22 protein-coding genes and 4 tRNA genes (1 of these 26 running past the window's edge) are annotated in these 24,115 nt (G+C 66.9%); 17 read left to right on the forward strand and 9 right to left on the reverse strand.

All coding sequences use genetic code 11. The features are described 5' to 3' along the window. Nucleotides 1–37 precede the first annotated feature (37 nt). Together E5F05_RS15695 and E5F05_RS15700 are read left to right on the forward strand one after the other, a co-directional pair. Nucleotides 38–1,648 carry a S49 family peptidase gene (locus E5F05_RS15695; protein ID WP_129119578.1) on the forward strand — a complete coding sequence of 537 codons (1,611 nt, stop codon included), beginning with the start codon at nucleotides 38–40 and terminating at the stop codon, nucleotides 1,646–1,648. A 30-nt stretch (nucleotides 1,649–1,678) separates the two neighbouring features. After that, the gene (locus E5F05_RS15700) at nucleotides 1,679–2,095 is read left to right on the forward strand and encodes an OsmC family protein (protein ID WP_129119579.1); all 417 of its coding nucleotides are present in this window, start codon (nucleotides 1,679–1,681) and stop codon (nucleotides 2,093–2,095) included. 108 nt (nucleotides 2,096–2,203) lie between these two features. On the opposite strand, the gene E5F05_RS15705 is transcribed toward E5F05_RS15700, so the two are convergent. The 8 genes from E5F05_RS15705 to E5F05_RS15740 all read right to left on the reverse strand — a co-directional run bounded on the left by E5F05_RS15705 (nucleotide 2,204) and on the right by E5F05_RS15740 (nucleotide 12,825). After that, nucleotides 2,204–3,991: a M3 family oligoendopeptidase gene (locus E5F05_RS15705; protein WP_164973507.1), complete on the reverse strand. Its 1,788-nt coding sequence runs from the start codon at nucleotides 3,989–3,991 to the stop codon at nucleotides 2,204–2,206. A gap of 51 nt (nucleotides 3,992–4,042) precedes the next feature. Then, nucleotides 4,043–4,696: a phosphate signaling complex PhoU family protein gene (locus E5F05_RS15710; protein WP_129119580.1), complete on the reverse strand. Its 654-nt coding sequence runs from the start codon at nucleotides 4,694–4,696 to the stop codon at nucleotides 4,043–4,045. Between the two features lie 112 nt (nucleotides 4,697–4,808). Continuing rightward, complete coding sequence (gene pstB / locus E5F05_RS15715) at nucleotides 4,809–5,567, reverse strand: phosphate ABC transporter ATP-binding protein PstB (RefSeq protein WP_129119581.1); 759 nt, start codon at nucleotides 5,565–5,567, stop codon at nucleotides 4,809–4,811. A 112-nt stretch (nucleotides 5,568–5,679) separates the two neighbouring features. Then, nucleotides 5,680–6,546, reverse strand: a complete 867-nt coding sequence (pstA, locus tag E5F05_RS15720) for a phosphate ABC transporter permease PstA (protein WP_164973508.1) — start codon at nucleotides 6,544–6,546, stop codon at nucleotides 5,680–5,682. Further along, nucleotides 6,543–7,547, reverse strand: a complete 1,005-nt coding sequence (pstC, locus tag E5F05_RS15725; protein ID WP_129119582.1) for a phosphate ABC transporter permease subunit PstC — start codon at nucleotides 7,545–7,547, stop codon at nucleotides 6,543–6,545. The genes pstA and pstC overlap by 4 nt, the downstream gene beginning before the upstream one ends. Nucleotides 7,548–7,900: 353 nt before the next feature. Next, entirely contained in the window at nucleotides 7,901–8,923 is a 1,023-nt protein-coding gene (pstS, locus tag E5F05_RS15730; RefSeq protein ID WP_129119583.1) for a phosphate ABC transporter substrate-binding protein PstS, read from the reverse strand. Between the two features lie 108 nt (nucleotides 8,924–9,031). Continuing rightward, a complete protein-coding gene (locus E5F05_RS15735) occupies nucleotides 9,032–10,903 on the reverse strand; it encodes an ABC transporter ATP-binding protein (protein ID WP_129119584.1) in 1,872 nt (623 codons plus the stop codon). Beyond that, nucleotides 10,900–12,825, reverse strand: a complete 1,926-nt coding sequence (locus tag E5F05_RS15740; protein ID WP_129119585.1) for an ABC transporter ATP-binding protein — start codon at nucleotides 12,823–12,825, stop codon at nucleotides 10,900–10,902. The genes E5F05_RS15735 and E5F05_RS15740 overlap by 4 nt, the downstream gene beginning before the upstream one ends. Nucleotides 12,826–13,190: 365 nt before the next feature. Here E5F05_RS15740 and E5F05_RS15745 point away from each other — a divergent pair. The 14 genes from E5F05_RS15745 (at nucleotide 13,191) to E5F05_RS15810 (ending at nucleotide 19,518) form a co-directional block, all read left to right on the forward strand. Continuing rightward, nucleotides 13,191–13,266, forward strand: a tRNA-Thr gene (locus tag E5F05_RS15745). Between the two features lie 58 nt (nucleotides 13,267–13,324). Then, nucleotides 13,325–13,410 (forward strand) — tRNA-Tyr (locus tag E5F05_RS15750). A 3-nt stretch (nucleotides 13,411–13,413) separates the two neighbouring features. Beyond that, nucleotides 13,414–13,486: transfer RNA gene (locus E5F05_RS15755), tRNA-Gly, on the forward strand. 10 nt (nucleotides 13,487–13,496) lie between these two features. After that, nucleotides 13,497–13,571: transfer RNA gene (locus E5F05_RS15760), tRNA-Thr, on the forward strand. A gap of 123 nt (nucleotides 13,572–13,694) precedes the next feature. Beyond that, complete coding sequence (gene tuf / locus E5F05_RS15765) at nucleotides 13,695–14,912, forward strand: elongation factor Tu (RefSeq protein ID WP_146719929.1); 1,218 nt, start codon at nucleotides 13,695–13,697, stop codon at nucleotides 14,910–14,912. 78 nt (nucleotides 14,913–14,990) lie between these two features. Then, nucleotides 14,991–15,560 (forward strand): pyridoxamine 5'-phosphate oxidase family protein, encoded by a 570-nt coding sequence (locus tag E5F05_RS15770; RefSeq protein ID WP_129119601.1) that lies wholly within the window; start codon nucleotides 14,991–14,993, stop codon nucleotides 15,558–15,560. A gap of 116 nt (nucleotides 15,561–15,676) precedes the next feature. Beyond that, nucleotides 15,677–15,844, forward strand: a complete 168-nt coding sequence (rpmG, locus tag E5F05_RS15775; protein ID WP_027459995.1) for a 50S ribosomal protein L33 — start codon at nucleotides 15,677–15,679, stop codon at nucleotides 15,842–15,844. A gap of 76 nt (nucleotides 15,845–15,920) precedes the next feature. Beyond that, nucleotides 15,921–16,100, forward strand: a complete 180-nt coding sequence (gene secE, locus E5F05_RS15780; RefSeq protein WP_129119602.1) for a preprotein translocase subunit SecE — start codon at nucleotides 15,921–15,923, stop codon at nucleotides 16,098–16,100. Beyond that, on the forward strand, nucleotides 16,097–16,669 hold the full coding sequence (gene nusG / locus E5F05_RS15785; RefSeq protein ID WP_129119603.1) for a transcription termination/antitermination protein NusG: 573 nt from the start codon (nucleotides 16,097–16,099) through the stop codon (nucleotides 16,667–16,669). Before secE ends, nusG begins: the two co-directional genes overlap by 4 nt. Before the next feature lie 141 nt (nucleotides 16,670–16,810). After that, a complete protein-coding gene (rplK, locus tag E5F05_RS15790) occupies nucleotides 16,811–17,245 on the forward strand; it encodes a 50S ribosomal protein L11 (protein ID WP_129119604.1) in 435 nt (144 codons plus the stop codon). Further along, nucleotides 17,238–17,939 carry a 50S ribosomal protein L1 gene (gene rplA / locus E5F05_RS15795; protein WP_129119605.1) on the forward strand — a complete coding sequence of 234 codons (702 nt, stop codon included), beginning with the start codon at nucleotides 17,238–17,240 and terminating at the stop codon, nucleotides 17,937–17,939. Before rplK ends, rplA begins: the two co-directional genes overlap by 8 nt. A 188-nt stretch (nucleotides 17,940–18,127) precedes the next feature. Beyond that, nucleotides 18,128–18,643 (forward strand): 50S ribosomal protein L10, encoded by a 516-nt coding sequence (gene rplJ / locus E5F05_RS15800; protein ID WP_129119606.1) that lies wholly within the window; start codon nucleotides 18,128–18,130, stop codon nucleotides 18,641–18,643. 54 nt (nucleotides 18,644–18,697) lie between these two features. After that, the gene (gene rplL / locus E5F05_RS15805) at nucleotides 18,698–19,066 is read left to right on the forward strand and encodes a 50S ribosomal protein L7/L12 (protein ID WP_129119607.1); all 369 of its coding nucleotides are present in this window, start codon (nucleotides 18,698–18,700) and stop codon (nucleotides 19,064–19,066) included. Nucleotides 19,067–19,254: 188 nt separating this feature from the next. Further along, nucleotides 19,255–19,518: a cold-shock protein gene (locus E5F05_RS15810; RefSeq protein WP_129119608.1), complete on the forward strand. Its 264-nt coding sequence runs from the start codon at nucleotides 19,255–19,257 to the stop codon at nucleotides 19,516–19,518. A 144-nt stretch (nucleotides 19,519–19,662) separates the two neighbouring features. Here the strand turns inward: E5F05_RS15810 and E5F05_RS15815 are convergent, their stop codons facing one another. Next, complete coding sequence (locus tag E5F05_RS15815; protein ID WP_241687187.1) at nucleotides 19,663–20,442, reverse strand: hypothetical protein; 780 nt, start codon at nucleotides 20,440–20,442, stop codon at nucleotides 19,663–19,665. A 311-nt stretch (nucleotides 20,443–20,753) separates the two neighbouring features. Between E5F05_RS15815 and rpoB the strand changes: the two genes are divergently transcribed. After that, on the forward strand, nucleotides 20,754–24,115 hold the 5' portion of the coding sequence (rpoB, locus tag E5F05_RS15820) for a DNA-directed RNA polymerase subunit beta (protein WP_129119609.1). 97 nt of this gene lie beyond the right edge of the window; 3,362 of the gene's 3,459 nt are visible here — the first part of the coding sequence; its start codon is at nucleotides 20,754–20,756; its stop codon lies beyond the right edge, outside the window.

Genomic DNA, 24,115 nt, shown 5'->3' on the forward strand with positions numbered 1-24,115 from the left:
GGAACGCTCCTCACGTCCGGCGCGTACCGTAGGGGGTATGGCTCCCTTCCACCTTCCGTTCCTCGGCAAAGACCATGACAAGCTCCCCGACGGCGTGACCCATCCCACCTGGGTCGTCCTCGACGTGACCGGCCCCTACCCCGAGCGGCACCCCAGCAACCCGATCCAGGCCCTCCTGAACCGTGAGGACACGCTGGAGGGGCTGGAGGCCCGCGTGGAGAAACTGCGGGATGCGGACTGGCTGCACGGCGTCCTGGTGCGTATCTCCGAGTTCACGGCCCCGCCCGCGACCGCCCACGCCATCCGCCAGATTCTCGCCCGGCTCGCCCAGGACAAGCGGGTGGTCGCCTTCCTGCCGCAGCTCACCATGACGGCCCTGCTGGCGGCGAGCGGCGCGCAGGAGATCGTCGCGCCCGAGTCGGCGGATGTGCTGGTGCCCGGCTTCGCGGTCCAGCCGACCTTCCTGGGCGCCTTCCTGAAGAAGCACGGCATCGAGTTCGAGAACCTGCGGATTCGGGAGTACAAGGCGGCCCTGACCCGCTTCTCGCAGGATCATATGGACGAGGCCAACCGCGAGCAGCTCACCGCGTACCTGAACGGGCTGGAAAAGGCCTGGGCACTCGACCTCGCGGCGGCGCGCGGCGTGAGCGAGGACACCGCCCGCGCCTGGCTGACGGGCGACCTGACCAGCGCGCACGCGGCCCAGGCAGCGGGCCTGATCACCAAAGTCGCCTACGAGGACGAACTGGTCGGCCCCGGCACACGCCCCCTCGCGGCGGTGATCGACCTGCTGATGCCCAGGCGGGGCAACGCGAAGGCGGGCCGGGTGGCGGTCGTCTCGCTGGTCGGCACCATCGTGCCCGGCAAGAGCCGCAACAGCCCCCTCCCCCTCCCGCTGCTGGGTGGCCCGATGGCCGGGTCCGATACGGTGGTCGCGGCCCTCAAGCACGCCAAGAAGGACCACAAGACCAAGGCCATCGTGCTGTACGTGAACAGCGGCGGCGGCTCGGCCCTCGCGTCGGACCTGATCTGGCGCGAGGTCGCCACCTCCGAAAAGCCGGTCGTCGCCGTGATGGGCGAGTACGCGGCGAGCGGGGGGTATTACGTCCTGACCCACGCGCGGCATGTCGTCGCCAGCCCGTACACCCTCACCGGCAGCATCGGCGTGGTGAGCGGCAAGCCGGTGATGCAGGAATTCAACGCCCGGCACGGGCTGAATCCCGAACCCGTGGGCAACGAGCGCGCCCTGATGTACAGCGCCGCCCGCCCCTTCACCGAGGACGAACGCGCCCACGTCGAACGCGGCATCTCGGAGGTCTACGACCGTTTCGTCACCCGTGTGGCCGAAGGGCGCAAGATGACCCCCGAGCGCGTGAACGAGATCGGCCGGGGCCGCATCTGGAGCGGCCTGGACGCCCTCGACCTGGGGCTGGTGGACGAACTGGGTGACCTGCACGTGGGCATCGAACGCGCCTGCGAACTCGCGGGCCTCCCCTACGACGCCCCCACCTGGAACGCCGCGCCCGCCCGGACCGGCCCCCTCCCCGAATTCGTGCAGCAGGCCGCCCGCGCCGCCCAGATGACCGTGTGGCCGTTCGGGCGCGAGCGGGTGCTGACGTGGCTGGATCAGGAGGTGAAGGTGCGGTAACGTCCGCCACAGCCACCTCCGAGGTGTGGAATGAACATCAGCGCTCGTGTGGAAAACAGTGCAGGCCGCCATCAGGTCACGCCGCGGACTGGCGGTAATATTCAGGGCATCAGCGTTCCTCCCAAGCCGGTGGGGTTCGGCTCCAGTGTCAACGGTGGAGAGCTGCTCTTCCTGGCCCTGGCGACCTGCTACTGCAACGATGTCTACCGCGAGGCGGCAAAACGCGGCCTGAACGTCGAACGAGTCGAAGGCGAGGTCGAAGGCGAGTTCGGCGCCGAGGGCGAACCGGCCAGGAACGTGACTTACCGCGTCAGAGTCGCGGCGCAGGGGAGCGAAGCCGAGGTTCAGGAATTGCTCCGCCACACGGACCGTATGGCCGAGATTCAGAACACGCTCAGGGCCGGAACCGCTGTCACTCTGGGCAACATTGAAGTCGTGGGCGTTTAGGGCATAGACAAAGCGCGGGGAGAGGGAAGGCTTGACGGCCCCCTCTCCCCACCTCACATCACCCCTAGACCGTCTCCAAGCCGCCCTCCACGTTCTGCATTCCAGCCCTCAGCCCCCGGTCGCCTCCACATACGCCGCGATCTGCCCCCGGATCACGTCCAGGCTCCCCTCCCAGAAGTCCGGCGCGTGCAGGTCGATGCCGAAGCGGGCGGCGAGGGTGCGGGCATCCGCGAGGCCTGTAGCGGACAGGAGGTCGTCGTACCGGGCCTGGAAGTCGGCTTCCCGGCCTTCGGCCTTCGCCTGCTGGTACTGGGCGTAGAGGCCGAGGCCGAACAGCAGGCCGAAGGTATAGGGGTAGTTGTAGAAGCTGAGGCTGTAGTAGTGCGGCTTGACGGCCCACATGTAGGGGTGGGTGGTGGCGAGGGCGTCCCCATACGTCTCGCGCTGCGCCCAGGTCATCAGGTCGCAGAACTCCTGCGGCGTGAGGTCGCGCCCCTCGCGCTTCTCGAAGACGGCCCGCTCGAACAGGAAGCGCGAGTGGATGTCCACCACGACCTGCGCGTGCCCCAGCAATTGCGTTTCGAGGACGTACAGCCGCTCCTCGCCGGTCGCCTGCTCCAGCGCGGCGTTCTGGATGATCGTCTCGCAGAAGATGCTGGCCGTCTCCGCGAGGGTCATGGGCGTCTCGCGTTGCAGGGGCGTGCGCGGCGCCTTGAGGAGGTTGTGGTAGCCGTGCCCCAGCTCGTGCGCGAGGGTGGACACGCTGTCGAGGCTGGGGTTGTGGTTCATCAGGACGCGGCTCTGGTCGCCCTTCCAGCCCATGCAGAAAGCTCCGCCCCGCTTGCCATTACGCGGCCCGGCGTCGATCCAGCTCTCGCGGAAGGCGCGGGCGGCAAAGTCGCCCAGCTTGTCGGAGTAACTGCGGAACTGCTCCTCCACGAAGCGCGTCCCGGCCTCGTAGGTCCATTCCGTCTCGCTGCGCCCCAGCGGCGCGAAGAGGTCCCACCAGTCCAGCTTCTCCTTGCCCAGCGCGCGGGCCTTCGCCGCGAAGTAGCGGCGGAAGTCGGGCAGACTGCGTTCGACCGCCCCCTGCATCGCCTCCAGCGTCTCGCGGTCGATCCCGTGCGTGAGGAGGCTGGGGGCCACCGCGTCGGGGAAGCCCCGGCGGGCGGCCAGCGTGCCTTCCTCGCCCTTCACGCCGTTCAGCGCGGCGGCCAGCGCGACCTCGGCGTCCTGCCAGACTTTCAGTTCGGCTTCAAAAGCCTCGCGGCGCACGCTCTCGTCGGGGTCGGTGGCGAGGGCGCGCAGGGCAGTCACCGGGAGCTTCTGGCCCCGGTACTCGCCCGTGAGCTGGCTGGAGACGTTGCCGTGCAGCTTGGCCCAGCCGCCCGCCCCACTGGGTCGCAACCGGGCGGCGAGGTCTTCCTCCTCGGGGGTCATCTGGTGCTTGGCCCGCTGCACGCTGCGGCGGATCAGGTGTTCGTGGTCGCGGGCCACGCCAGAGGCGGCCAGGAGCGCCTCCACATCCTGCTCGCCCAGCCAGGCGGTCAGGCGCGAGCGCAGCGGCCCCAGCGGCAGCGTCAGCGTGGTGAGTTCGCCCATCTTCTGCTGGGCCAGGGCATTGCGGCTGTCGGTCGAGACGAAGGAGGAGATGAAGCCGCGCAGCGAGGTCAGGCGTCCCAGGAGGCCATTCAGGCCATCCAGCACACGCGCCAACGTTGCGGGCGTGGCCGCGCTGCCGCCCTTGCGGACCCCGACCTCGTCGAAGCTCGCCTCCAGAGCCGCCACCTCCTCCCGCAACGCGGCGAGGTCGGCGGTCAGACGGGGGTCGTCCAGTCCGGCGTACAGGTCGTCAGTCCGCCAGCGGGGCAGTTCTCGGGCCTGGGTTGTGGTCATGGGGGTGAGTCTAGCCGCCGTGCATTAGGAAGCTTCCCTACGCCAGATGGCCTACCGCTGGCCACCTGCAGGCAGCCCCATCACCAGTGCCTCCAGCCGCTCCGCCACGTTCACCAGATGGTCGCCCAGACGTTCCAGGCTGCGGGCCATACGGTGCGCGGCGAGGGCGACTTCCGTGTCGTCGGGGCGCTCGTGCAGCCTCGTCAGGCTGGCGCGCAGCATCTGCTCGTAAAGGGCGTCCACCTGTTCCTCGTCGAGGCGCATCACCTCGCGGGCGGCCTGCACGTCACGCTCGGCAAAGGCATAGGCCAGGCGTTCGAGCATCCCCACCAGCAGATTTACCAGCGGCAGCACGTCCTGGAGGGTGGCGCTGCGCGTGCGCGGGGCGAGCAGTTCCAGATCGCGCGCCACCCCAAAGGCGTAATCACCCACCCGTTCCAGATTGGTCAGGCTGCGGAAGATCATCAGGTGAAAGGCCAGCTCGTCGGGCGTGAGCGGTCCCGCGAAGGCGGCGAGGCAGGCGTCCTCGATCTCGCGTTCCAGGACGTCCGTCTCGCGTTCCAGGGCCCCCACGCGGGCCGCCAGCCCGGCGTATTCCGCGCGCCCCGAAGCGTCCCGCACGGCGTCGAGTTCCTCCAGCGTCAGGCTGAGCATCCGCAGGAACCGCGCCGTCAGGTGCCGCATACTGGCCTGGCCGTCGGTCATTGCGCCCCCTTCTTCATGCTTCATGCCGCGCCGTATCCTAGCGGCTGGTCAGGCAGCAGCGGAACACGTCCTCGCAGGAGTTCACCGGGCGAGGGGGCGCGCGGCTGCCCTCTTACCCGAAGCGTCCCGTCACGTAGGCTTCGGTCCGCTCGTCGCGCGGGCTGGTGAAGATCTGATCGGTCACGCCGTGTTCCACCAGTTCGCCGTTCAGGAAGAAGGAGGTCGTGTCGCTCACCCGCGCCGCCTGGTGCATGTTGTGCGTCACGATGATGATGGTCGTGACCTTTTTCAGCTCGGCCATCAGGTCCTCGATTCGGGCGGTGCTGGCGGGGTCCAGCGCACTGGTCGGCTCGTCCATCAGCAGGATTTCCGGTTCGACGGCCAGGGCGCGGGCGATACACAGGCGCTGCTGCTGCCCCCCGGAGAGGCCGGTCGCGGGCGACTTCAGGCGGTCTTTCACCTCGTCCCAGAGGGCCGCGCCGCGCAGGGAACGTTCCGCCACGTCCATCAATTGCTTCCGGTCGCGCACACCCGCCAGCTTCAGGCCGCTCACCACGTTGTCGAAGACGCTCATGGTGGGAAAGGGGTTGGGCTTCTGGAAGACCATGCCGACGCGGCGGCGCATGGTCACCGGGTCCACACCGGGGCCGTACACGTCCTCGCCGTCGAGCGTGATCCTGCCGGTCACGCGCGCCCCCGGCGTCAGGTCGTGCATCCGGTTGATCGCCCGCAGAAAGGTGGTCTTGCCGCAGCCGCTCGGCCCGATCAGGGCATTCACGCTGCCGCGCCGCACGTCCAGATTCACGCCGCGCACGGCCTGCTTCTCGCCGTAAAAGATGTTCACGTCACTTGCGCTGAGGAGGGGGGTCATTTGGGGTCAGGCTCCTTTGGGGGGAGAGGGGGCGAGTAGCGGTCAGCCATCAGCTTTCAGCAAGAGCCGCACTGTCCTGCTGACCGCTGACGGCTGAGAGCTGAAAGGCCACTCACTTCCGGCGGCTCACCCGCCGCGCCAGCAGGCTCGTCACAAAAATCAGCGTAATCAGCAGCAGCGCCCCGGCTTTCGCCAGCCGCTGGTTCTCGTCGTAGGCGCTGGTGGCGCCCCGGTAGATTTCCAGCGGCAGGGCGCTCATGGGTTTGGTCGGGTCGAAGTTCACGCCGCTGTTGCCGAAGGCGGTGAACAGCAGCGGCGCGGCTTCCCCGGCGACGCGGGCCAGGGCCAGCATTACGCCGGTCACAATGCCCCCGGCGGCGGCAGGCAGCACAATCCGCAGGATGACCACCCAGCGCGGTAATCCCAGGCTCAACCCCGCCTCGCGCACGCTGAGCGGCACCAGCTTCAGCACCTCCTCGGTGGTGCGGACGACAATCGGAATCATCAGGAACCCGAGGGCCAGCGCCCCGGCCAGGCCGGAAAAGCCGAACTTCAGCACGATCAGGCCGTAGGCGACCAGCCCCATCACGATGGCAGGAATCCCGGCCAGCACGTCGCTGAGCATCCGAACGGTCGGCATCAGCGGATGGCGCGGATACTCGGCCAGGAAGATGCCGCCCGCCACGCCGACCAGCACGCCGATCACGCTCGCCATCGCCAGCATTTCCAGGCTGCCGGTGATGGCGTTCAGCAGGCCGCCCCCCGCCTCGCCTTCTGGCGCGGGCGTCCGCGTGAAGAAGTCCAGATTCAGCGCGCCCAGCCCCTCGCGCAGCAGGTACACGAAGATCAGGATCAGCGGCGCGACGACCAGGAGGGTGGCGAGCAGGATCAGCGCGCCCATCAGCAGGTTCTTCAGGCGCCGGGCGGGGCTGAGGCGGGCGCGGGGACGGGTGGAGGGAACGGCAGCGGCGCGCATCATTGAATCCCCTTCGGCGTCAGGCGCGCGATGATCCACCGGGCGGCGAAGTTCACGGCCACGCTCAGGACAAAGAGGCTCAGGCCCAGAGCGACCACGCTCGAACGGTGCAGCGCCTCCTGCGCGTCCCCGAACTGGTTGGCGATCACCGAGGCCAGCGTGCTGGCGTTGCCCCACAGGCTCCTGATCATCTCCTGGCTGTCCCCGATCACCATCGCCACCGCCAGCGTCTCCCCCAGCGCGCGGCCCAGTGCCAGAATCACGCCGCCCAGAATCCCGGCGCGGGCATAGGGCAGGACCGCGCGGGAGATCACCTCCCATTTCGTGGCCCCCAGCGCGTACATCGCCTCGCGCTGATCCTGCGGCACCAGGCGGATCACGTCCCGCGCGACCGAGGCCGTGTACGGCAGGATCATCACCGTCAGGATGATGACGGCGAGCGCCAGTCCCCGCCCCCCCGCCCCCGTCGGCACGAAGAAGCACTGGAGGCTGGTCTGTCCCTCTGCCCAGAGATTGTTGCAGCGGGTGATGGTCGGCAGGTTCGTGGGGTCCAGAAAGTAGGCCGTCTGCCAGCGCCCCAGCACCGGCGCGATCACAAAGAGCGCCCACAGGCCATAGACCACGCTGGGCACGGCGGCCAGCAACTCGATCAGGTATCCGACCGGATTCGCCAGCCACTTCGGCGCGTACTCGGCCACGAACAGCGCACTGGCGACCGCCAGCGGCACGCTGATCACGAGCGCGGCGAGGCTGGTCACCAGGGTCCCGGCGATCATGCTGGCCGCGCCGAAGGTGCCTCCCACCGGGTTCCAGGTGCGCCCGGTGAAGAAGTGCCAACCGAAGGTTCGCAGCGCGGGCCACGCTTCGCGGCCCAGTTGGTACACGCTCAGCACGAACACCAGCACGATCACCGAGGCGAGCCCCAGGATCAGGATTTGAAAGACGCGGTCGCTCCCGCTGGAGAGAGCGGCGCGGGCGGGCGGACGGCGGGCAGGTTCACTCATAGGTTCATGACCTCACGGAGGCGACTGCCGACAGTTCACAGGGAAAGCGTCAGGGGGAGGTCAGGTGGGAGGGGTTAGGAATGAGGCGTTAGGGATAAGCCGTCGGCTCAGGACTGACGCGCTGGGGCAGAAGAAAGCGGGTGAGGCGACGTTTTGCCCCTCCCCCCTTGCGGGGGACTGGTACAGCTCGCACCGCGAGAGGCTGGGTGGGGGGTGGCAAGCCCCAGCTTGCCCGCAAGGCTTGCCAGAACTGCTTTCCCTTAACTCCCCGGCTCTTCCTCGCAAGCTCACCACCCCTCCCAACGAACAGGGCGGCCCTCACCCCGGAGAGCCGCCCGCATGGAAGTGCAGGTTTAAATCTTCTTCCCGCCGTAGGTCATCGAGTTGATGATGCCCCTCGCTTTGTTGGCGACGTTCGCGGGCAGCTTCGCGTAGTCCAGCGCCTCGTTGTACCCCTGGCCGGTGGTGACCATCCAGGTCAGCAGGTTCTTGAGGGCCTTCGCCTGCGCTTCGGTGCGGCTGCCGTACTTCTGGTCCTGATAGAAGATCACGTAGGTGAAGCTGGCGATGGGGTAAGCGTCGGCGTTCGCGCTGTTGGTGAGGCTCACGCGGGTGTCGGCGGGAATCACGACCCCCTGCGCGGCGGCAGCGGCGGGGCCGTTGTCGGCCAGCACGAACTTCCCGGCGTGGTTCTGCACGCTGCCGTAGGTCAGCTTGTTCTGCCTGGCGTACACCAGTTCCACGTACCCGAGGGCGCCGGGCGTGCTTTTCACGATGCCCGCCACGCCATCATTCCCCTTCGCCCCCGTGCCGACTGGCCACTGGAGGCTGTTGCCCACGCCCACCTTGTTCTTCCACTCGGAGGACACCTTGCTCAGATAGTCCGAGAAGACGTAGGTGGTCCCCGACCCGTCACTGCGCCGCGCGACCGTGATGCGCAGGGGCGGAATGGTCACGCCGGGGTTTAGGGCCGCAATCGCCTTGTCGTTCCAGGTCGTGATCTTGCCCAGGTAGATGTCGGCCAGCACCTTGCCGGTGAACTTGAGGGGCGCCGAGACGCCGGGGAGGTTATAGGCGGGCACGACCGCACCGATGGCGGTGGGGATATGCAGCAATTTACCGGGTGCGGCCTGCATCGCCTCGTCGCTCATGGGGTTGTCGCTGCCCGCGAAGTCCACGGTGCGCTCGACGATCTGCTTCTGCCCCGCGCCGCTGCCGACGCTCTGATAATTCACGTCCACGCCGCTCGCCTTCTTGTACTCGGCAAACATCTTGCTGTAGAGGGGGTAGGGAAAGCTCGCGCCCGCCCCGGTCAGGTTGGTCTGTGCGGCGGCGGTGCCAGTGATCATCAGGCCCAGCAGGAAGAGCTTCTTCATGCCTGACAGGGTGGAGGCGATCTGTCAGGGCGGCGTCACTGGGATGTCAGGGGAAGGTCAGGGGCGGCGAAGTTTCCGCCACCGCCCCTGAAGCCCCCCGCCCTCAGCTCAGTCCGCCGCTTCCGCCTGCGCGTACTGGAGCCGGTGCAGACGCGCGTAGTACCCGCCCTTCTCCAGCAGTTCGCGGTGGCTGCCCTGTTCCACGATCCGGCCCCGGCGCATCACCACGATGCGGTCGCAGTGTTCGATGGTGCTGAGACGGTGCGCGATGATGATGCTGGTGCGGCCCTGCATCACCTTTTCCAGCGCGTGCTGGATGCGGAGTTCCGTCTCGGTGTCCACGTTGGCGGTCGCCTCGTCCAGCACCAGCAGGATGTCTGGGTTCTGGATCAGGGCGCGGGCGAAGGCCAGCAGTTGCTTCTGGCCGGTGCTGAGGGTGGCGCCGCGCTCGCGCACCTCGGTCTGGTAGCCCTCGGGCAGCGACAGGATGAAGTCGTGAACGCCCACGTACCGGCACGCCTCCACCACCCGCTCGTGGGGAATGTCGGGGTTGTTCAGCGTGAGGTTGCTCTCGATGGTCCCGGCAAAGAGGAACACGTCCTGCAAGACGACGCCGACGTGCTTTCTGAGGTCGTGCTGCTGAAGGTCACGCACGTCGGTCCCGTCCACCTTCACCGCCCCGCGCTGCACGTCGTAGAAGCGGCTAACCAGGGCCGTCACACTGGTCTTGCCCGCGCCGGTCGCGCCGACCAGGGCCACGCTCTCGCCGGGCTGGATATGCAGGTCGATGCCGCGCAGAATCCAGCGGTCGTCGCTGTCGGGCGTCTGGGCCGTCACCGTCTGGTCGTAGGCGAACCACACGCGCTCGAAATCCACCCGGCCCTGGAAGTTCTCCAGCTTCTTCGCGCCGGGCTTGTCAGTGATCTCCTCTTCGGTGTCCAGCACGCCGAAGATGCGCTCGCTGCTCGCCATCGCCGCCTGAAGGTTGTTGAACACGTCCGCGAGGTCCTGAATGGGCTGGAAAAGCTGCTGCGTCCACTGCACGAAGGCGAAGAGCGTGCCGACGGTAACGGCTCCGGCCAGTCCGGCTCCCACCACGTCCGTGCCCAGAATCTGCCGGGCAGTGAAGTACAGCACCAGCGCCACGGCCACCTGCCCCAGAACGGAGACGGTCGGCTGGAACAGCGAGAACCACCGGACCGAGTTCGCGTTGGCGACCAGCAGCGCGCGGTTGGCGTGGTCGAAGTCCAGCGCGGTGCGGGCCTCGCGCCCGAACAGCTGCACCGTCAGCATCCCGGTGATGTTCTCGTTCAGGCGGCTGTTCACGATGGCCTGCTGCAAGCGGGTGGCGCGGAAGGCGTCGCGCAGCCTTGCCCGGAAGAAATTGGTCGCCAGGAACAGCACCGGCAGCACCGCGAAGCTGATCAGCGCCAGATGCCAGTTCAGCCGCAGCATGAAGGTCGCGTACACCAGGATCAGCAGGCTGCTGGTGATCAGGGTGATCAGGCCGCCGGTGATGAACTGGTTGATCGCGTCCACGTCACTGGTCACGCGGGTGATCAGGCGGCCCACCGGGTTCTGGTCGAAGTAGGCCAGGTGCAGCCGCTGGAGCTTGCTGAACACGTCCGTCCGGATGTCGCGCAGCACGTTCTGCCCGAGATACCCGATGGCGAGCGTGGAAGCGTAGTTCAGGACGAACTGAAGCACCCGGAGTCCCATGTACCCCAGTGCGGTCAGCGTCAGCCCCCGGTACAGGGCGGCGGCGTCCAGCGTCGAGTTCCGCTCGAACGGTGAGAGGAAGGCGTCAATCGCGTGCTTCTGGACCAGCGTGGGCAGCGGCGACAGCACCGCCAGCAACAGCGCCAGCACGACGGAGGCGGCCGCCAGCCACACGTAGGGCTTCAGGTAACCGAAAATGCGCCGCGTCAAGTGGGCATCGAAGCTCTTCTTCGCGGCGTCGAGGGGATCGGGACGGGTCACTTCACGGCCTCCTGCGGCAGAGCACGTTCGAGATCATCGGCGGCAGCTTCCGCGTCGCGGACCCCCTCATCCTCGGCATCGAGGTCAGAGGCGAGGCGCTGGAGGCGTTCGAGTTCGGCGTAGTGGCCGCCCGCCGCGAGCAGCTCGTCGTGGGTACCCTGCTCGATCACGCGGCCCTCGTCCAGCACGACGATCTGGTCGGCGTGGCGCAAGGTGCTGACGCGGTGCGCGATCAGGATCACCGTCCGGCCCTGAGCCACCTCGCGCAGCCCGTCCAGAATGCGGCGCTCCGTCTCGGTGTCCACCGCCGAGAGGCTGTCGTCCAGAATCAGGATGCGCGGCTCGCGGACGATGGCGCGGGCGATGGCCGTCCGCTGCCGCTGCCCCCCCGACAGGGTCACGCCGCGCTCGCCCAGCACCGTGTCGTAGCCCTGCGGAAAGTTCTCCACGTCACCCGCCAGTCCGGCCAGCCGCGCGGCCCCCCGCACGCGCTCCATATCGGGCTGCGGCGGCAGGTCGGGCGGCGCGGGCGTACTCACCACGCTCACCCCGGTCGGGATGGCGGGGAGGTCCTGTCCCTCCAGCCCGAAGGCGATGTTGTTGGCAATCGTGTCGCTGAACAGGAAGGGTTCCTGCGGCACGACCGAGATGTTCTCGCGCAGGACGCGCAGGGGAATCTGCCGCACGTCCTGACCGTCGATGCGCACGACCCCGCTGGTAGGGTCCATGCTGCGGGTGATCAGTTGCGCGAGAACGGTCTTGCCGCTGCCGGTCGGCCCGGTCACGCCCAGAAAGGTTCCGGCGGGCACGTGCAGATTCACGTGGTCCAGCACCGTGCGGTCGCCGTAGCGCAGGGTCACGTCCTGGAAATCCACCTCGCCGCGCAGCGTGCGGATGGAAGGGTCGGTGCGGCCCGGCTCGTCGTGGACCTGCGGGCGGGCGTCCAGCAGTTCCCGCAACCGTCGCCACGAGGCCAGGCCGCGCTGGGTGACGCCGGTGATCCAGCCGATCATCATCATCGGCCAGGCCAGGCGGTCGAGCGTCCCCACGAACTGCACGAATTTCCCCACCGTGAAGCCGCCGCCCCCCTGCGGAAACAGGATCAGCCGCCCGCCCACCAGCAGGATCACGCCGAAGGTCAGGCCGATCAGCAGGGTGGTAAAGGCACGCAGCGGCCCGTCCACCTTCGTCAGCGCGATGTTGCGGCGCAGCAGTTCCAGGTTCATCGCGCGGTAGTCCGCGATCTCGCGGTCCTCGATGGCGTACCCCTTCACCACCCGCGCGCCGCTGAAATTCTCCTGCGCCTTGGCGGCGATCAGGCTGTTCTGCTCCTGCACCCGGGTATGCCGCTGGTTGATCAACCGGGCCAGGTAGTACAGCAGGCCCACGATCACCGGCAGCACCGCGATCACGATGAGGGTGAGCTGCCAGCTCAGGCCGAACAACACGGCGAAGCTGGTCGCGAAGCCGGACACGATGTTCACGATCTGCCAGGCCCCGAAGCCCAGCATCTCGCGCACGGCGCTCAGGTCGCCGGTCAGGCGGTTCATGATGTCGCCGGTCCGCGAGCGGTCATAAAAGGTCTTGTCGAGCGTCTGGAGGTTGGCGTAGATGTCGCGGCGGATCTCGTACTCGGTCTGCCGGGAGGCGATCACGATCTGGCGCCGCATCACCAGCATCAGGGCACCCGCCGTGACCGCCGCCAGCAGGATGCCCAGCGCGTACAGCCCCACCTGCGCGAGCGTCACGCCCGGCGTGGCGGGATTACCGTCGGTGGCCCGCGTCAGGCCATCAATCGTCAGGCGAATAAAGTAGTACGGCAGCAGGTTCACGCTGTTGGCGATCACCACGGCGACGATGCCGATGAGGTACTGCCGCCCGTGCAGCCGCAGGTAAGGCCAGAAGGTCCGGAAACTGTCCAAGGGGTCACCTCAGGGGAAAAGCGGAAATAAGGCGAAAACGGTCAAGGGCGCGTGGCCCGAAGCTCCGCCAGTCTACGCCGCCTGGCGGGGGGGCAAATGCGCGTAATGGCGGAGTAGCGGCAAGGACCGCGGGGTGGTGACCAGCGGCAGACTGCCACCCGCTCCGCCAGGAGCGCCTGTCACCCCCCGGGCGAGGTGGGCCATAACACAGGAAAAATCCCGCGGAGCGGACTGGAGGAGGGCGGGGACGCCGTGTTGACACCCCGGGGGGCCGATGCTACTATTCACAGCCGGAAGCGAGCGCGCGAGCGCGAAACTTCCACGCTCAGAGGCGGGTTTTCCAAGCCTTCTGCCTGCGGAAAGGTGCCACCCTAGCTCAACTGGTAGAGCACCCGACTTGTAATCGGAAGGTTGGGAGTTCGATTCTCCTGGGTGGCTCCAAGTGGCGCACCACACGCCGCTGTCAACAGGACCGAGACAATCCGGGCCAGCACAATCTGGGTAGGTGGCCGAGTGGTTAAAGGCGACAGACTGTAAATCTGTTCTCTTCGGAGTACGGTGGTTCGAATCCACCCCTGCCCACCACACGCGGGAATAGCTCAGTTGGTAGAGCGTCAGCTTCCCAAGCTGAATGTCGCGAGTTCGAGTCTCGTTTCCCGCTTTTCCAACCTGCTCTTGTAGCTCAGTGGTAGAGCACTCCCTTGGTAAGGGAGAGGTCGTCAGTTCAATCCTGACCAAGAGCTCCATCCGTGAACTCGGCCCGCGTCCTGCGGGCCCTTTTCTCACGTCTGTCCTGTTAGTTGTCGGCTTTCGCGGGTATGCTGTTCAGGCCAGTTCCCCACCGGGAACACTTTCAAGGAGGAATCCACATGGCAAAAGGAACGTTTGAGCGGACGAAGCCCCACGTGAACGTGGGGACGATCGGGCACGTGGACCACGGCAAGACCACGCTGACCGCGGCGATCACCTTCACGGCGGCGGCGATGGACCCCACCGTCGAAAAACTGGCCTACGACCAGATCGACAAGGCCCCCGAGGAAAAGGCCCGCGGCATCACCATCAACACCGCCCACGTCGAATACAACACCCCCGCTCGGCACTACTCCCACGTCGACTGCCCCGGTCACGCCGACTACGTCAAGAACATGATCACCGGCGCGGCCCAGATGGACGGCGCCATCCTGGTCGTCAGCAGCGCGGACGGCCCGATGCCCCAGACCCGCGAGCACATCCTGCTGGCCCGTCAGGTCGGCGTGCCCTACATCGTCGTGTTCATGAACAAGGTCGACATGGTCGATGACGAAGAACTGCTGGAACTGGTCGAGATGGAAGTGCGCGAGCTGCTCTCGCGCTACGAGTTCCCGGGTGACGACCTGCCGGTGATCAAGGGCAGCGCCCTGCAGGCGCTGGAACAGCTCCAGGCCAACCCCAAGACCGCCCGCGGCGAAAACCAGTGGGTGGACAAGATCTGGGAACTGCTCGACGCCATCGACAGCTACATCCCCACCCCCGAGCGCGACACCGACAAGGCCTTCTTGATGCCGGTCGAAGATGTGTTTACCATCACCGGTCGCGGCACCGTCGCGACCGGCCGCGTGGAGCGCGGCGTGGTGAAGGTGCAGGACGAAGTCGAGATCGTGGGGTTGGCGGATACCCGCAAGACCACCGTGACCGGCATCGAGATGCACCGCAAGCTGCTGGATCAGGGCATGGCCGGGGACAACGTCGGCGTGCTGCTGCGCGGCGTGGCGCGCGACGACGTGGAGCGCGGACAGGTGCTGGCCAAGCCCGGCAGCATCAAGCCGCACACCAAGTTCGAGGCCAGCGTGTACGTCTTGAGCAAGGATGAGGGCGGGCGTCACTCGGCGTTCTTCGGGGGCTACCGCCCGCAGTTCTACTTCCGGACGACGGACGTGACTGGGGTGGTGGAACTGGCCGAAGGGGTGGAGATGGTGATGCCCGGGGACAACGTGACCTTCACGGTGGAACTGATCAAGCCCATCGCCATGGAAGAAGGTCTGCGCTTCGCCATCCGCGAGGGTGGCCGTACCGTCGGCGCGGGCGTCGTCACCAAGGTCCTGGAGTAAGTGGAGCGCCCGCCAGGGCAACCGGGGAGGCCCTGACGCCTCCCCTTTTTCGTTGGCCGCGGGGCGTTAGCATCCGGCATGGCGAAGCGCATGGACAGTCTCAGCCCGGTTCTTCAGGCATTCATCGAGCGGCAGCACGTCTTTTTCGTGGCTACCGCCGCGCCGGAGGGCCGGGTCAACGTCTCGCCCAAGGGGATGGACAGCCTGCGCGTGCTGACGCCCGGCCGTGTGGCATGGCTGGGCGTGACCGGCAGCGGCAACGAGACGGCGGCCCATCTGCTCCAGCACCCGCGCATGACCCTGATGTTCTGTGCGTTCGAGGGGCCGCCCCTCATCCTGCGGCTGTACGGGCAGGCCCGCATGGTGCAGCCGGGCGACCCGGAGTGGGAGGAATGGCTGGGGCTGTTCCCGCCGCTGCCCGCCGCGAGGCAGGTCTACGTGCTGGACGTGGACCTGGTGCAGACCTCGTGCGGGATGGCGGTGCCCCTGATGGCCTACGAACAGGACCGGGAAGACCTCAACAATCTGCACCGCCGCCTCACACCCCAGGAGATGGAGGACTACCGGCAGCGCAAGAACAGGCTGAGCATCGACGGTTTTCCGACCGGCCTCCCGGTGGGTGGACACCGGCCTCCCGACTGCCTATAATCCGAATGTTGCCCGCCCCAAGGCGGGCTTTTACCAGCGGCTCCGGCAGACAGCGGAGGGCTGGGAGCACGGCCCCAGAAGGGAAGCTGGACGGGACGTGCGAAAGGAGCAGCAATATGGCGAAGGACGGACCGCGCATCATCGTGAAGATGGAAAGCACCGCTGGGACGGGCTTCTACTACACGACCACCAAGAACCGCCGCAACACGCAGGCCAAGCTGGAACTGCGCAAGTATGACCCCGTGGCGAAGAAGCACGTGGTGTTCAAGGAGAAGAAGGTCTGATCCGGTGCGGGGCCGCTGCGGTGGCCCGGCTGGAGACTGACCTTCTTCTCAACGCCATGACGGGCAAGGTGAGCGCATGAATCTGATGCAGTACTTGCGGGACTCGCGTGCGGAACTGGCGCGTGTCACCTGGCCGACGCGCCCGCAGGTGATTGAGGGCACGCAGGCGGTGCTGATCTTCGTGATCGCGCTGACCCTGATCGTGTTCGTGATGGACTGGCTGTTTCATGCCCTGATCCGGGTGGTGCTGCCATGAGCATCGAGTGGTACGCCGTGCATACCTACGTGGGTCAGGAAGACCGCGTGGAGCAGCACCTGCTGGAGCGGGCCAAGAAGCTGGGGATGCACTACACCAAGATCTTCCAGGTGCTGCAACCCACCGAGGAAGCCGTGGAGCTGCGCGAGGGCGGCAAGAAGGAAACCGTCAAGCGCAAGCTCTTCCCCGGCTACGTCTTCGTGCAGATGGACGTCGAGGACGACGACGCGCCCGGCGAGCTGGGCGAATCGTGGGAAGTCGTGCGCGGCACGAACGGCGTGACCGGCTTCGTCGGGACCGCGACGCGCCCGGTGCCCCTCTCCCCGGAGGAAGTGCAGCGCCTGCTCGCCTCGGTGGGCGTGGCCGCGCAGCCCCAGGAGGAAGCGGCGCCCCGCGTGAAGGTGGATCTCAAGCCGGGCGATATGGTCCGGGTGACGGGTGGCCCCTTCGCGGACTTCAGCGGCGTGGTGAGCGAGGTCAACGCGCCGCAGGCCAAGGTCAAGGTGCTGGTCAGCATCTTCGGCCGCGAGACGCCGGTCGAGCTGGACTTCGCACAGGTCAGCAAGTAAGCCCTTCAGGGCCGGGCTTGGCAGACGCCGCCTGGCCCTGTACACTGTAAAAGTTGCTGCTGGGCCGCCGCGCCCGGCAGGACTTAGCGCCAGCACCCCGCTGCTCTCACGAGCCTGCCGGGGGAGCTAAGGAGGAACCACATGAAGAAAGTCGCAGGGCTTGTCAAGCTCCAACTGCCTGCGGGCAAGGCCACCCCGGCCCCGCCCGTCGGCCCCGCGCTGGGTCAGTACGGCGCGAACATCATGGAGTTCACGAAGGCGTTCAACGCGCAGACGGCCGACAAGGGTGACGCGATCATCCCCGTCGAGATCACCATCTACGCGGACCGTTCCTTCACCTTCATCACCAAGACGCCGCCCATGAGCTACCTGATCCGCAAGGCGGCCGGTCTGCCCAAGGGCAGCGCGACCCCCAACAAGGCGAAGGTCGGCAAGCTGAACTGGGACCAGGTGCTGGAGATCGCCCGCACCAAGATGCCCGACCTGAACGCCGGGAGCGTCGAGGCCGCCGCGAACACCGTCGCGGGCACCGCGCGCAGCATGGGTGTGACCATCGAGGGAGGCCCCAATGCCTAAGCACGGCAAGCGTTACCGCGCGCTGGTGGACAAGGTGGACCGCAACAAGCAGTACACCATCGACGAGGCCGCCTCGCTGGTCAAGGACCTCGCGACCGCCAAGTTTGACGAGACGGTCGAAGTTCACTTCCGCCTGGGCATCGACCCCCGCAAGAGTGACCAGAACGTGCGCGGCACGGTCGCCCTGCCCCACGGCACGGGCCGCAGCGTGCGCGTGGCCGTGATCACCAAGGGTGACAACGTGGCCGCCGCCGAGGGAGCCGGGGCCGATGTGGTCGGCGGCGAGGATCTGATCGAACGCATCGCGGGCGGCTTCATGGACTTCGACGCCGTGGTCGCCACCCCCGACATGATGGCCCAGGTCGGTCAGAAGCTGGCGCGTCTGCTGGGGCCGCGTGGCCTGCTGCCCAACCCCAAGAGCGGCACCGTCGGTCCCGACGTGGCGGGCATGGTGCGCGGCCTCAAGGCGGGCCGCATCGAGTTCCGCAACGACAAGACCGGCGTGGTTCACGCCCCCATCGGCAAGGCCAGCTTCGACGCGGGCAACCTCAGCGCCAACTATCAGGCGCTCCTGAGTGCCCTGGAAGCGGCCAAGCCCGGCAGCGCCAAGGGCGTGTACCTCCGCAGCGCCTACCTCACCAGCACGATGGGGCCGAGCATTCCCCTCACGCTGAGCAGCCAGGCCCAGGCCTGAACCCCGCGGGAGGGGCCTTCCCCGGCCTCTCCCCTCCTGACTTCAGCACCCCGGTGCGCTCCTTGCACCTTTTCCAATTTCGGCATCGTAGACAGCGGGGACCCTTGCCAGGTTTAAACATCCCGCCGAGTTGTCAGGGCGCGAGCGTGCGTACCTGGACTTGTTCACCACCAGAGGAGGTCCCTAACGTGGCGAACGAACGGAATCAGCAGAACCTGAGCAGCCTCCGGGGCAGCCTGACGGGCGTCGAGACGTTCTACGTCGTCGACTACCAGGGCCTGACCGCCGGGCAGCTCAGCAAGCTGCGCAAAGACATCCGCGAGAAGGGTGGCCAGCTCATCGTGGCCAAGAACACCCTGATCAACCTCGCCCTTCAGGAAGCGGGCCGTGACTTCACGGACACCCTGAAAGGCCCCAGCGCCCTGGTGCTGGCCCACGAAGACCCGGCTGGCGTTGCCAAGGCGCTCAGCGACGCGGCCAAGGGCAACGACCGCGGCATCCCCGCCATGAAGGGCGGCTTTGTCGAGGGCAACCGCGTGGACGTGCGGGTCATCGAGCGTCTGGCGAGCCTCGGCAGCAAGCAGAGCCTGCAAGGCGAGCTGGTGGGCGTCATGAGCGCGCACCTCAGCAACTTCGTCGGGATTCTCGAAGCGTACCAGGCCAAGCTCGGCGGCGGCGACGCCGCGGCCGAAGCCCAGGGCTAAACTCTTCCCTTCACTCTCTCTCAACACCAAAATTCAGGACCGGAGGACACCACCATGGCTTACGACAAGCAGGCTCTGATCGACCAGCTCAGCACCCTCACCATCATGGAACTCGCCGACCTCATCGACGGCCTCAAGGAACAGTGGGGCGTGACCGCCGCTGTGGCGATGGGTGGTGGCGCCGCCGCCGCCGCCGCTCCCGCCGCCGAGGAGAAGACCGAGTTCGACGTTGTGCTTGTGGACGCGGGCGCCAGCAAGATCAACGTCATTAAGGAAATCCGCGCCATCACCGGCCTGGGCCTCAAGGAAGCCAAGGACCTGAGCGAGAAGGGCGGCCCCATCAAGGAAGGCGTCAGCAAGGAAGACGCCGACAAGCTCCGCGCGCAGCTTGAAGGCGCCGGCGCCAAGGTCGAAGTCCGCTAACTCCCCTTCCCACCGGGTGTGCAACCCCCTGCCGTCGGCGGGGGGTTTTCACTTTGTAACCTCACTTACCCTTTTTGCCGCCTGGGCCGGGCATAGTGATCGAGTCATTTTCCCAGCAAGTCCCATGAGCGGCGCGCAGGTGAAATACCGCGCGCCCCTTGTTGCTGAGGAAGGGCAAGGAGTTGAAGATGGCTGTAGGTAAAGTGAAGTGGTTCAACGCGGAAAAAGGCTTCGGGTTCATCGAGACGGAAGGCAGCGAGGACGTGTTCGCGCACTTCAGCGCCATCCAGGCCCAGGGCTTCAAGAAGCTCAACGAGGGTGACGAGGTCGAATTCGAGATCGAACCCGGCCAGCGTGGCAAGGGTCCCCAGGCCAAGAACATCGTCGTGACGAAGGCCGCCCCGGCCCCCGCCTACGGCGACCGTCCCCAGCGCCGCAACGACCGCTGGTAAGCGGTCAACATCGCAAGTTCAGGCCCCCAGCCCATGAGGTTGGGGGTTTTTCGGCTCTGTCCCTTCTGTGGGAAGGCGAAAGCGGCGGCGAGGAGAGCGTTCGCCTTCCCCGGTCGCCGCCCCGAGCCGGGTATTGATCCAGCCTCACCGCAGCTCCCGCCGCAGTCCCGCCGCCATCTGGAACCATTCGCGTTCCTGACGGCGGTAGAGGGGCGTGGCCCGCTGCTCGGTCCGGGCGAGCTGATCCAGCAGCCGGGCCGCCTCGTCCCGCCGCCCGTGCTTCAGCAAAAAGGCGGCGTAGCGGGCGCGGGGTTCTTCCGTCGTCGCGGCGGTCATCGCCTCGCGGTAGGTCGCGTCGGCCTCGGCGGTCTTGCCCTGCGTGGCCTGGGCCTGGGCGAGCAGCGTCAGCGTGCGGGTGCGGGTGGCGGCGCTGGTGCGGAGGTCCACCCGGTTGAGGAGGGCTTCGGCGGCAGCGGCGTTCCCCCGCGCGAGTTCCAGTTCGGCGCTGGTGAGGAGCACCACCGGGTCATCGGCGTAGATGCCGCTCAGCAGCGGGGCGAGGATTGCCTGCGCTTCCTCCGGGCGGCCCGCGCGGGCCTGGAGGGCGGCGAGGTCGGCACGGTTGGAGAGGGTATCGCTCTCCAGGAGGCGCGCCTGGGCCTCACGGATACGGGTATCGAGCGGCTTGATCGCCTCCAGACCGGTCTGAAGGGCGGCCCCGGCCCGGCGGCCACCCCCGCGCAGCGTGGGCAGGAACTCCAAAAACAAGTAAGCCAGGACGCCCAGGTACGAGCCGATCAGCAGGATGAAGATCCAGTAGAAGTTGCGCCGCGTCACCACGGCGTGAATCAGGAAGATGATCTGGAGCGCGCCCGAAAGGTACACCAGCCAGGGGTAGTGGTTCAGGAAGCCGAAGAGGGTCACGTCTCCGATGGTACGGGTTGGAACCTGACGGCGGATTTCAAAATGAAGATGAAGGCCGGGAGCGCCGGGAGGTGCTATGCTGCCTTTCAAACCTTCTGCCGCCCCGACGCTTGACAGGCACCCTGTCTATGGCGTACACTCTTCTGTGGCCGACCATGATGGGTTGGACAGGAGAGCTTTGAAGGCAAGCGGACTCCACAATTAACACCTGAATCACGGGACACAGCCGAAAGAAGGCTGTCGTCTCGCCTGCGCCTTTTTCCCCGCCCCGGAAGGCCGCAGCCGCAAAACCCAGGGAGCGCGAGGTGTGAATGAGCCTTACTGGTCACAAGCCCCGCATTGAGCGATTTGGTGAGATCACCGAAGTGATCCCGCTGCCCAATCTGACCGAAGTGCAGGTCAACTCCTTCAAGGCGTTCCTGCAAGCCGACAAGGCGCCCGACGCGCGCGACAATACCGGGTTGCAGAGCGCCTTTGGCGAAGTCTTTCCTATCGATGAAACCGAGAAGGGCCGCTCGACCGGGCTGGTGCTGGACTTTCTGGAGTACCGCCTGGGCGAGCCGCCCTACACCCCGGAAGAGTGCCGCGAAAAGGACCTGACCTACCAGGCGCCGCTGTACGCCAAGCTCCAGCTGATCCACAAGGACAGCGGGCTGATCAAGGAAGACCAGGTGTTCCTGGGCGACCTGCCGCTGATGACCGAGGACGGCTCCTTCGTGATCAACGGCGCCGACCGCGTGGTGATCTCACAGATTCACCGCTCGCCCGGCGTGTACTTCACCTCCTCCTACAAGGGCATCAAGAAGCTGTACACGGCGGCCATCATCCCGATGCCCAAGCGCGGCCCCTGGATCGAGCTGGAGTTCAACGGCGGCGTGCTGGAGATGAAGGTCAACAAGCGCAAGTTCCCGGTGAGCTTGCTGCTGCGCGTGCTGGGGTACGACGACGCCCAGCTCCGCGCGCTCTTCACCGAGTTCGACGCCGAAGCCGAACTGCCCGAGGACAAGAGCGCGGGCATGAGCGCCGACGAGGCCCTGCTGCGCCTCTTCACGGTGCTGCGCCCCGGTGACCCGCCCAAGCGCGACAAGGCGATCCAGTACCTCTACGGCCTGCTGGCCGACCCCAAGCGGTACGACCTGGGCGAGCCGGGCCGCTTCAAGATGAACACCAAGCTGGGCACCCACCGCCAGGAGCGCACCCTGCTGACCTTCCAGGACGGCCGCTTCAGTGACGCGGGCCTGGTGGACACCATCCGTTACCTGATGGCCCTCCAGCGCGGCCTGGAAACGGTCGGCATCGGCGCAGACGAGGACGGCGTGGTGAACGAGGTGCCGGTCACGGAAGACGACATCGACCACCTCGGCAACCGCCGCGTCCGCACCGTGGGCGAGCTGCTGGCCGACCAGCTCCGCGTGGGCATGGGCCGCATGGCGCGTGGCGTGCGCGAGCGGATGCTGCTGGGCAACCCCGATGCCGCGACCCCGACCAAGCTGGTCAACAACCGCCCCATCGTGGCGGCGATGCGCGAGTTCTTCGGTCGCTCCCAGCTCTCGCAGTTCAAGGACCAGACCAACCCCCTGTCCGACCTGCGCCACAAGCGCCGTATCTCCGCGCTGGGGCCGGGCGGTCTGACCCGCGAGCGCGCGGGCTTCGACGTGCGCGACGTGCACCGCACGCACTACGGGCGCATCTGCCCCATCGAGACGCCGGAAGGGGCCAACATCGGTCTGATCTCCTCGCTGTCGAGCTACGCGAAGGTGAACGACCTGGGCTTTATCGAGGCGCCGTACCGCCGCGTCGAGGGTGGTCAGGTCACCGACGACGTGATCTACATGACGGCCGACATCGAGGACCGTTACACCATCGCGCAGGCGAACAGCCCGCTGAACGCCGACGGCACCTTCGCCGACGAGCGTGTGCTGGCCCGCCGCAAGGGTGACCCGCTGCTGTACACGCCCGACGAAGTGGACTTCATGGACGTGTCGCCCAAGCAGATCGTCTCGATCAACACGTCGCTGATTCCCTTCCTCGAACACGACGACGCCAACCGCGCGCTGATGGGATCGAACATGCAGTCGCAGGCCGTGCCGCTCGTGCGCGCCGACAGCCCCGCCGTGGGCACCGGCGTCGAGGAGCGCGTGGTGACGGACTCCGGCACCAGCGTGATCAGCGATGTGACGGGCCGCGTGACCTACGTGGATGCCCGCGCGATCCAGGTGACGCTGACCGAGGACGCGCCGCAGGCCGGGCTGGTGAAGGGCAATGTCCGCACCTTCGAACTGGTGCGCTTTACCCGCTCCAACCAGGGCACCAACCTCGACCAGCACCCCATCGTGCAGGTGGGCGACGAGGTGGTGGCCGGGCAGGTCATCGCCGACGGTCCCGCCTCCGACCTGGGCCGCCTGGCGCTGGGCCAGAACATCACCATCGCGATCATGCCCTTCGACGGCTTCAACTTTGAGGACGCGATCTGCATCTCGGAAGGTCTGGTCCGCAAGGACTTCTACACCTCCGTCCACATCGAGAAGGACGAGATTGAGGCCCGCGACACCAAGCTGGGGCCGGAAAAGATCACCCGCGATATTCCGGGTCTGTCGGAAGCCGCGCTGCGCGATCTGGATGAAGACGGCATCGTGCGCGTGGGCGCTGAGGTCAAGCCCGGTGACATCCTGGTGGGCAAGACCAGCTTCAAGGGCGAGTCGGAGCCGACCCCCGAAGAGCGCCTGCTGCGTTCGATCTTCGGCGAAAAGGCCCGTGAGGTGAAGGACACCTCGCTGCGAGTGCAGTCCGGCCAGGGCGGCATCGTGGTGAAGACGGTGCGCTTCCGCCGCGGCGACGAGGGCGTGGACCTCAAGCCCGGCGTGCGCGAGATGGTGCGCGTGTACGTGGCCCAGAAGCGTCAGCTCCAGGTGGGCGACAAGGTGGCGAACCGCCACGGGAACAAGGGCGTCGTCTCCAAGATCCTGCCCCCCGAGGACATGCCCTACCTGGAAGACGGCACGCCGGTCGATCTGGTGTTCAACCCGCTGGGTGTGCCCAGCCGTATGAACCTCGGCCAGATTCTGGAAACGCACCTCGGCGAGGTCGCGCGCCTGACCGGGCAGAAGTTCGTGACGCCGGTGTTCGACTCTGCGACGGAAGTGGCGATCAAGGAGATGCTGGAAGTCGCCGCCGCCGAACGCCTCCAGCGCCGCAAGGACGAGGGCTTCGACCTCGACAAGCGCGAGCAGGAAGTGCTGGACCGCGCCGGGAAGCTGGGCGTGATCCATCAGCCGAACGGCGAGTACGAGCAGGCGCAGATGCAGCTCGCCCGCACCGGCAAGAGCGTGCTGTACGACGGGCGCACCGGCGAGCCGATCAGCGGCCCCGTCGTGGTCGGCACCATGTACGTGATGAAGCTGTACCACATGGTCGAGGACAAGCTGCACGCCCGCTCCACCGGCCCCTACAGCCTGATCACCCAGCAGCCGCTGGGCGGCAAGGCGCAGTTCGGCGGCCAGCGTTTTGGTGAGATGGAAGTGTGGGCGCTCGAAGCCTACGGCGCGGCGCACACGCTTCAGGAAATGCTCACCATCAAGTCCGACGACATCGACGGCCGTGACGCCGCCTACCAGAGCATCGTCAAGGGCGAGGAAGTGTCGGGAAGCACCATCCCCGAATCCTTCAAGGTGCT

Origin of the sequence: Deinococcus metallilatus (assembly GCF_004758605.1) — a bacterium.
Classification (GTDB): domain Bacteria; phylum Deinococcota; class Deinococci; order Deinococcales; family Deinococcaceae; genus Deinococcus; species Deinococcus metallilatus.

Bases quoted from the DNA above. Each gene is read 5' to 3' on its own strand.
- E5F05_RS15700 (WP_129119579.1), top strand. From the start codon at position 1,679: ATGAACATCAGCGCTCGTGTGGAAAACAGTGCAGGCCGCCATCAGGTC.
- nusG (WP_129119603.1), top strand. From the start codon at position 16,097: ATGAGCATCGAGTGGTACGCCGTGCATACCTACGTGGGTCAGGAAGAC.
- rplK (WP_129119604.1), top strand. From the start codon at position 16,811: ATGAAGAAAGTCGCAGGGCTTGTCAAGCTCCAACTGCCTGCGGGCAAG.
- E5F05_RS15705 (WP_164973507.1), bottom strand. From the start codon at position 3,991: ATGACCACAACCCAGGCCCGAGAACTGCCCCGCTGGCGGACTGACGAC.
- E5F05_RS15710 (WP_129119580.1), bottom strand. From the start codon at position 4,696: ATGACCGACGGCCAGGCCAGTATGCGGCACCTGACGGCGCGGTTCCTG.
- pstS (WP_129119583.1), bottom strand. From the start codon at position 8,923: ATGAAGAAGCTCTTCCTGCTGGGCCTGATGATCACTGGCACCGCCGCC.
- rplA (WP_129119605.1), top strand. From the start codon at position 17,238: ATGCCTAAGCACGGCAAGCGTTACCGCGCGCTGGTGGACAAGGTGGAC.
- E5F05_RS15695 (WP_129119578.1), top strand. From the start codon at position 38: ATGGCTCCCTTCCACCTTCCGTTCCTCGGCAAAGACCATGACAAGCTC.
- rpmG (WP_027459995.1), top strand. From the start codon at position 15,677: ATGGCGAAGGACGGACCGCGCATCATCGTGAAGATGGAAAGCACCGCT.
- rplL (WP_129119607.1), top strand. From the start codon at position 18,698: ATGGCTTACGACAAGCAGGCTCTGATCGACCAGCTCAGCACCCTCACC.
- secE (WP_129119602.1), top strand. From the start codon at position 15,921: ATGAATCTGATGCAGTACTTGCGGGACTCGCGTGCGGAACTGGCGCGT.
- tuf (WP_146719929.1), top strand. From the start codon at position 13,695: ATGGCAAAAGGAACGTTTGAGCGGACGAAGCCCCACGTGAACGTGGGG.
- pstA (WP_164973508.1), bottom strand. From the start codon at position 6,546: ATGATGCGCGCCGCTGCCGTTCCCTCCACCCGTCCCCGCGCCCGCCTC.
- pstB (WP_129119581.1), bottom strand. From the start codon at position 5,567: ATGACCCCCCTCCTCAGCGCAAGTGACGTGAACATCTTTTACGGCGAG.
- E5F05_RS15810 (WP_129119608.1), top strand. From the start codon at position 19,255: ATGGCTGTAGGTAAAGTGAAGTGGTTCAACGCGGAAAAAGGCTTCGGG.
- pstC (WP_129119582.1), bottom strand. From the start codon at position 7,547: ATGAGTGAACCTGCCCGCCGTCCGCCCGCCCGCGCCGCTCTCTCCAGC.
- E5F05_RS15770 (WP_129119601.1), top strand. From the start codon at position 14,991: ATGGCGAAGCGCATGGACAGTCTCAGCCCGGTTCTTCAGGCATTCATC.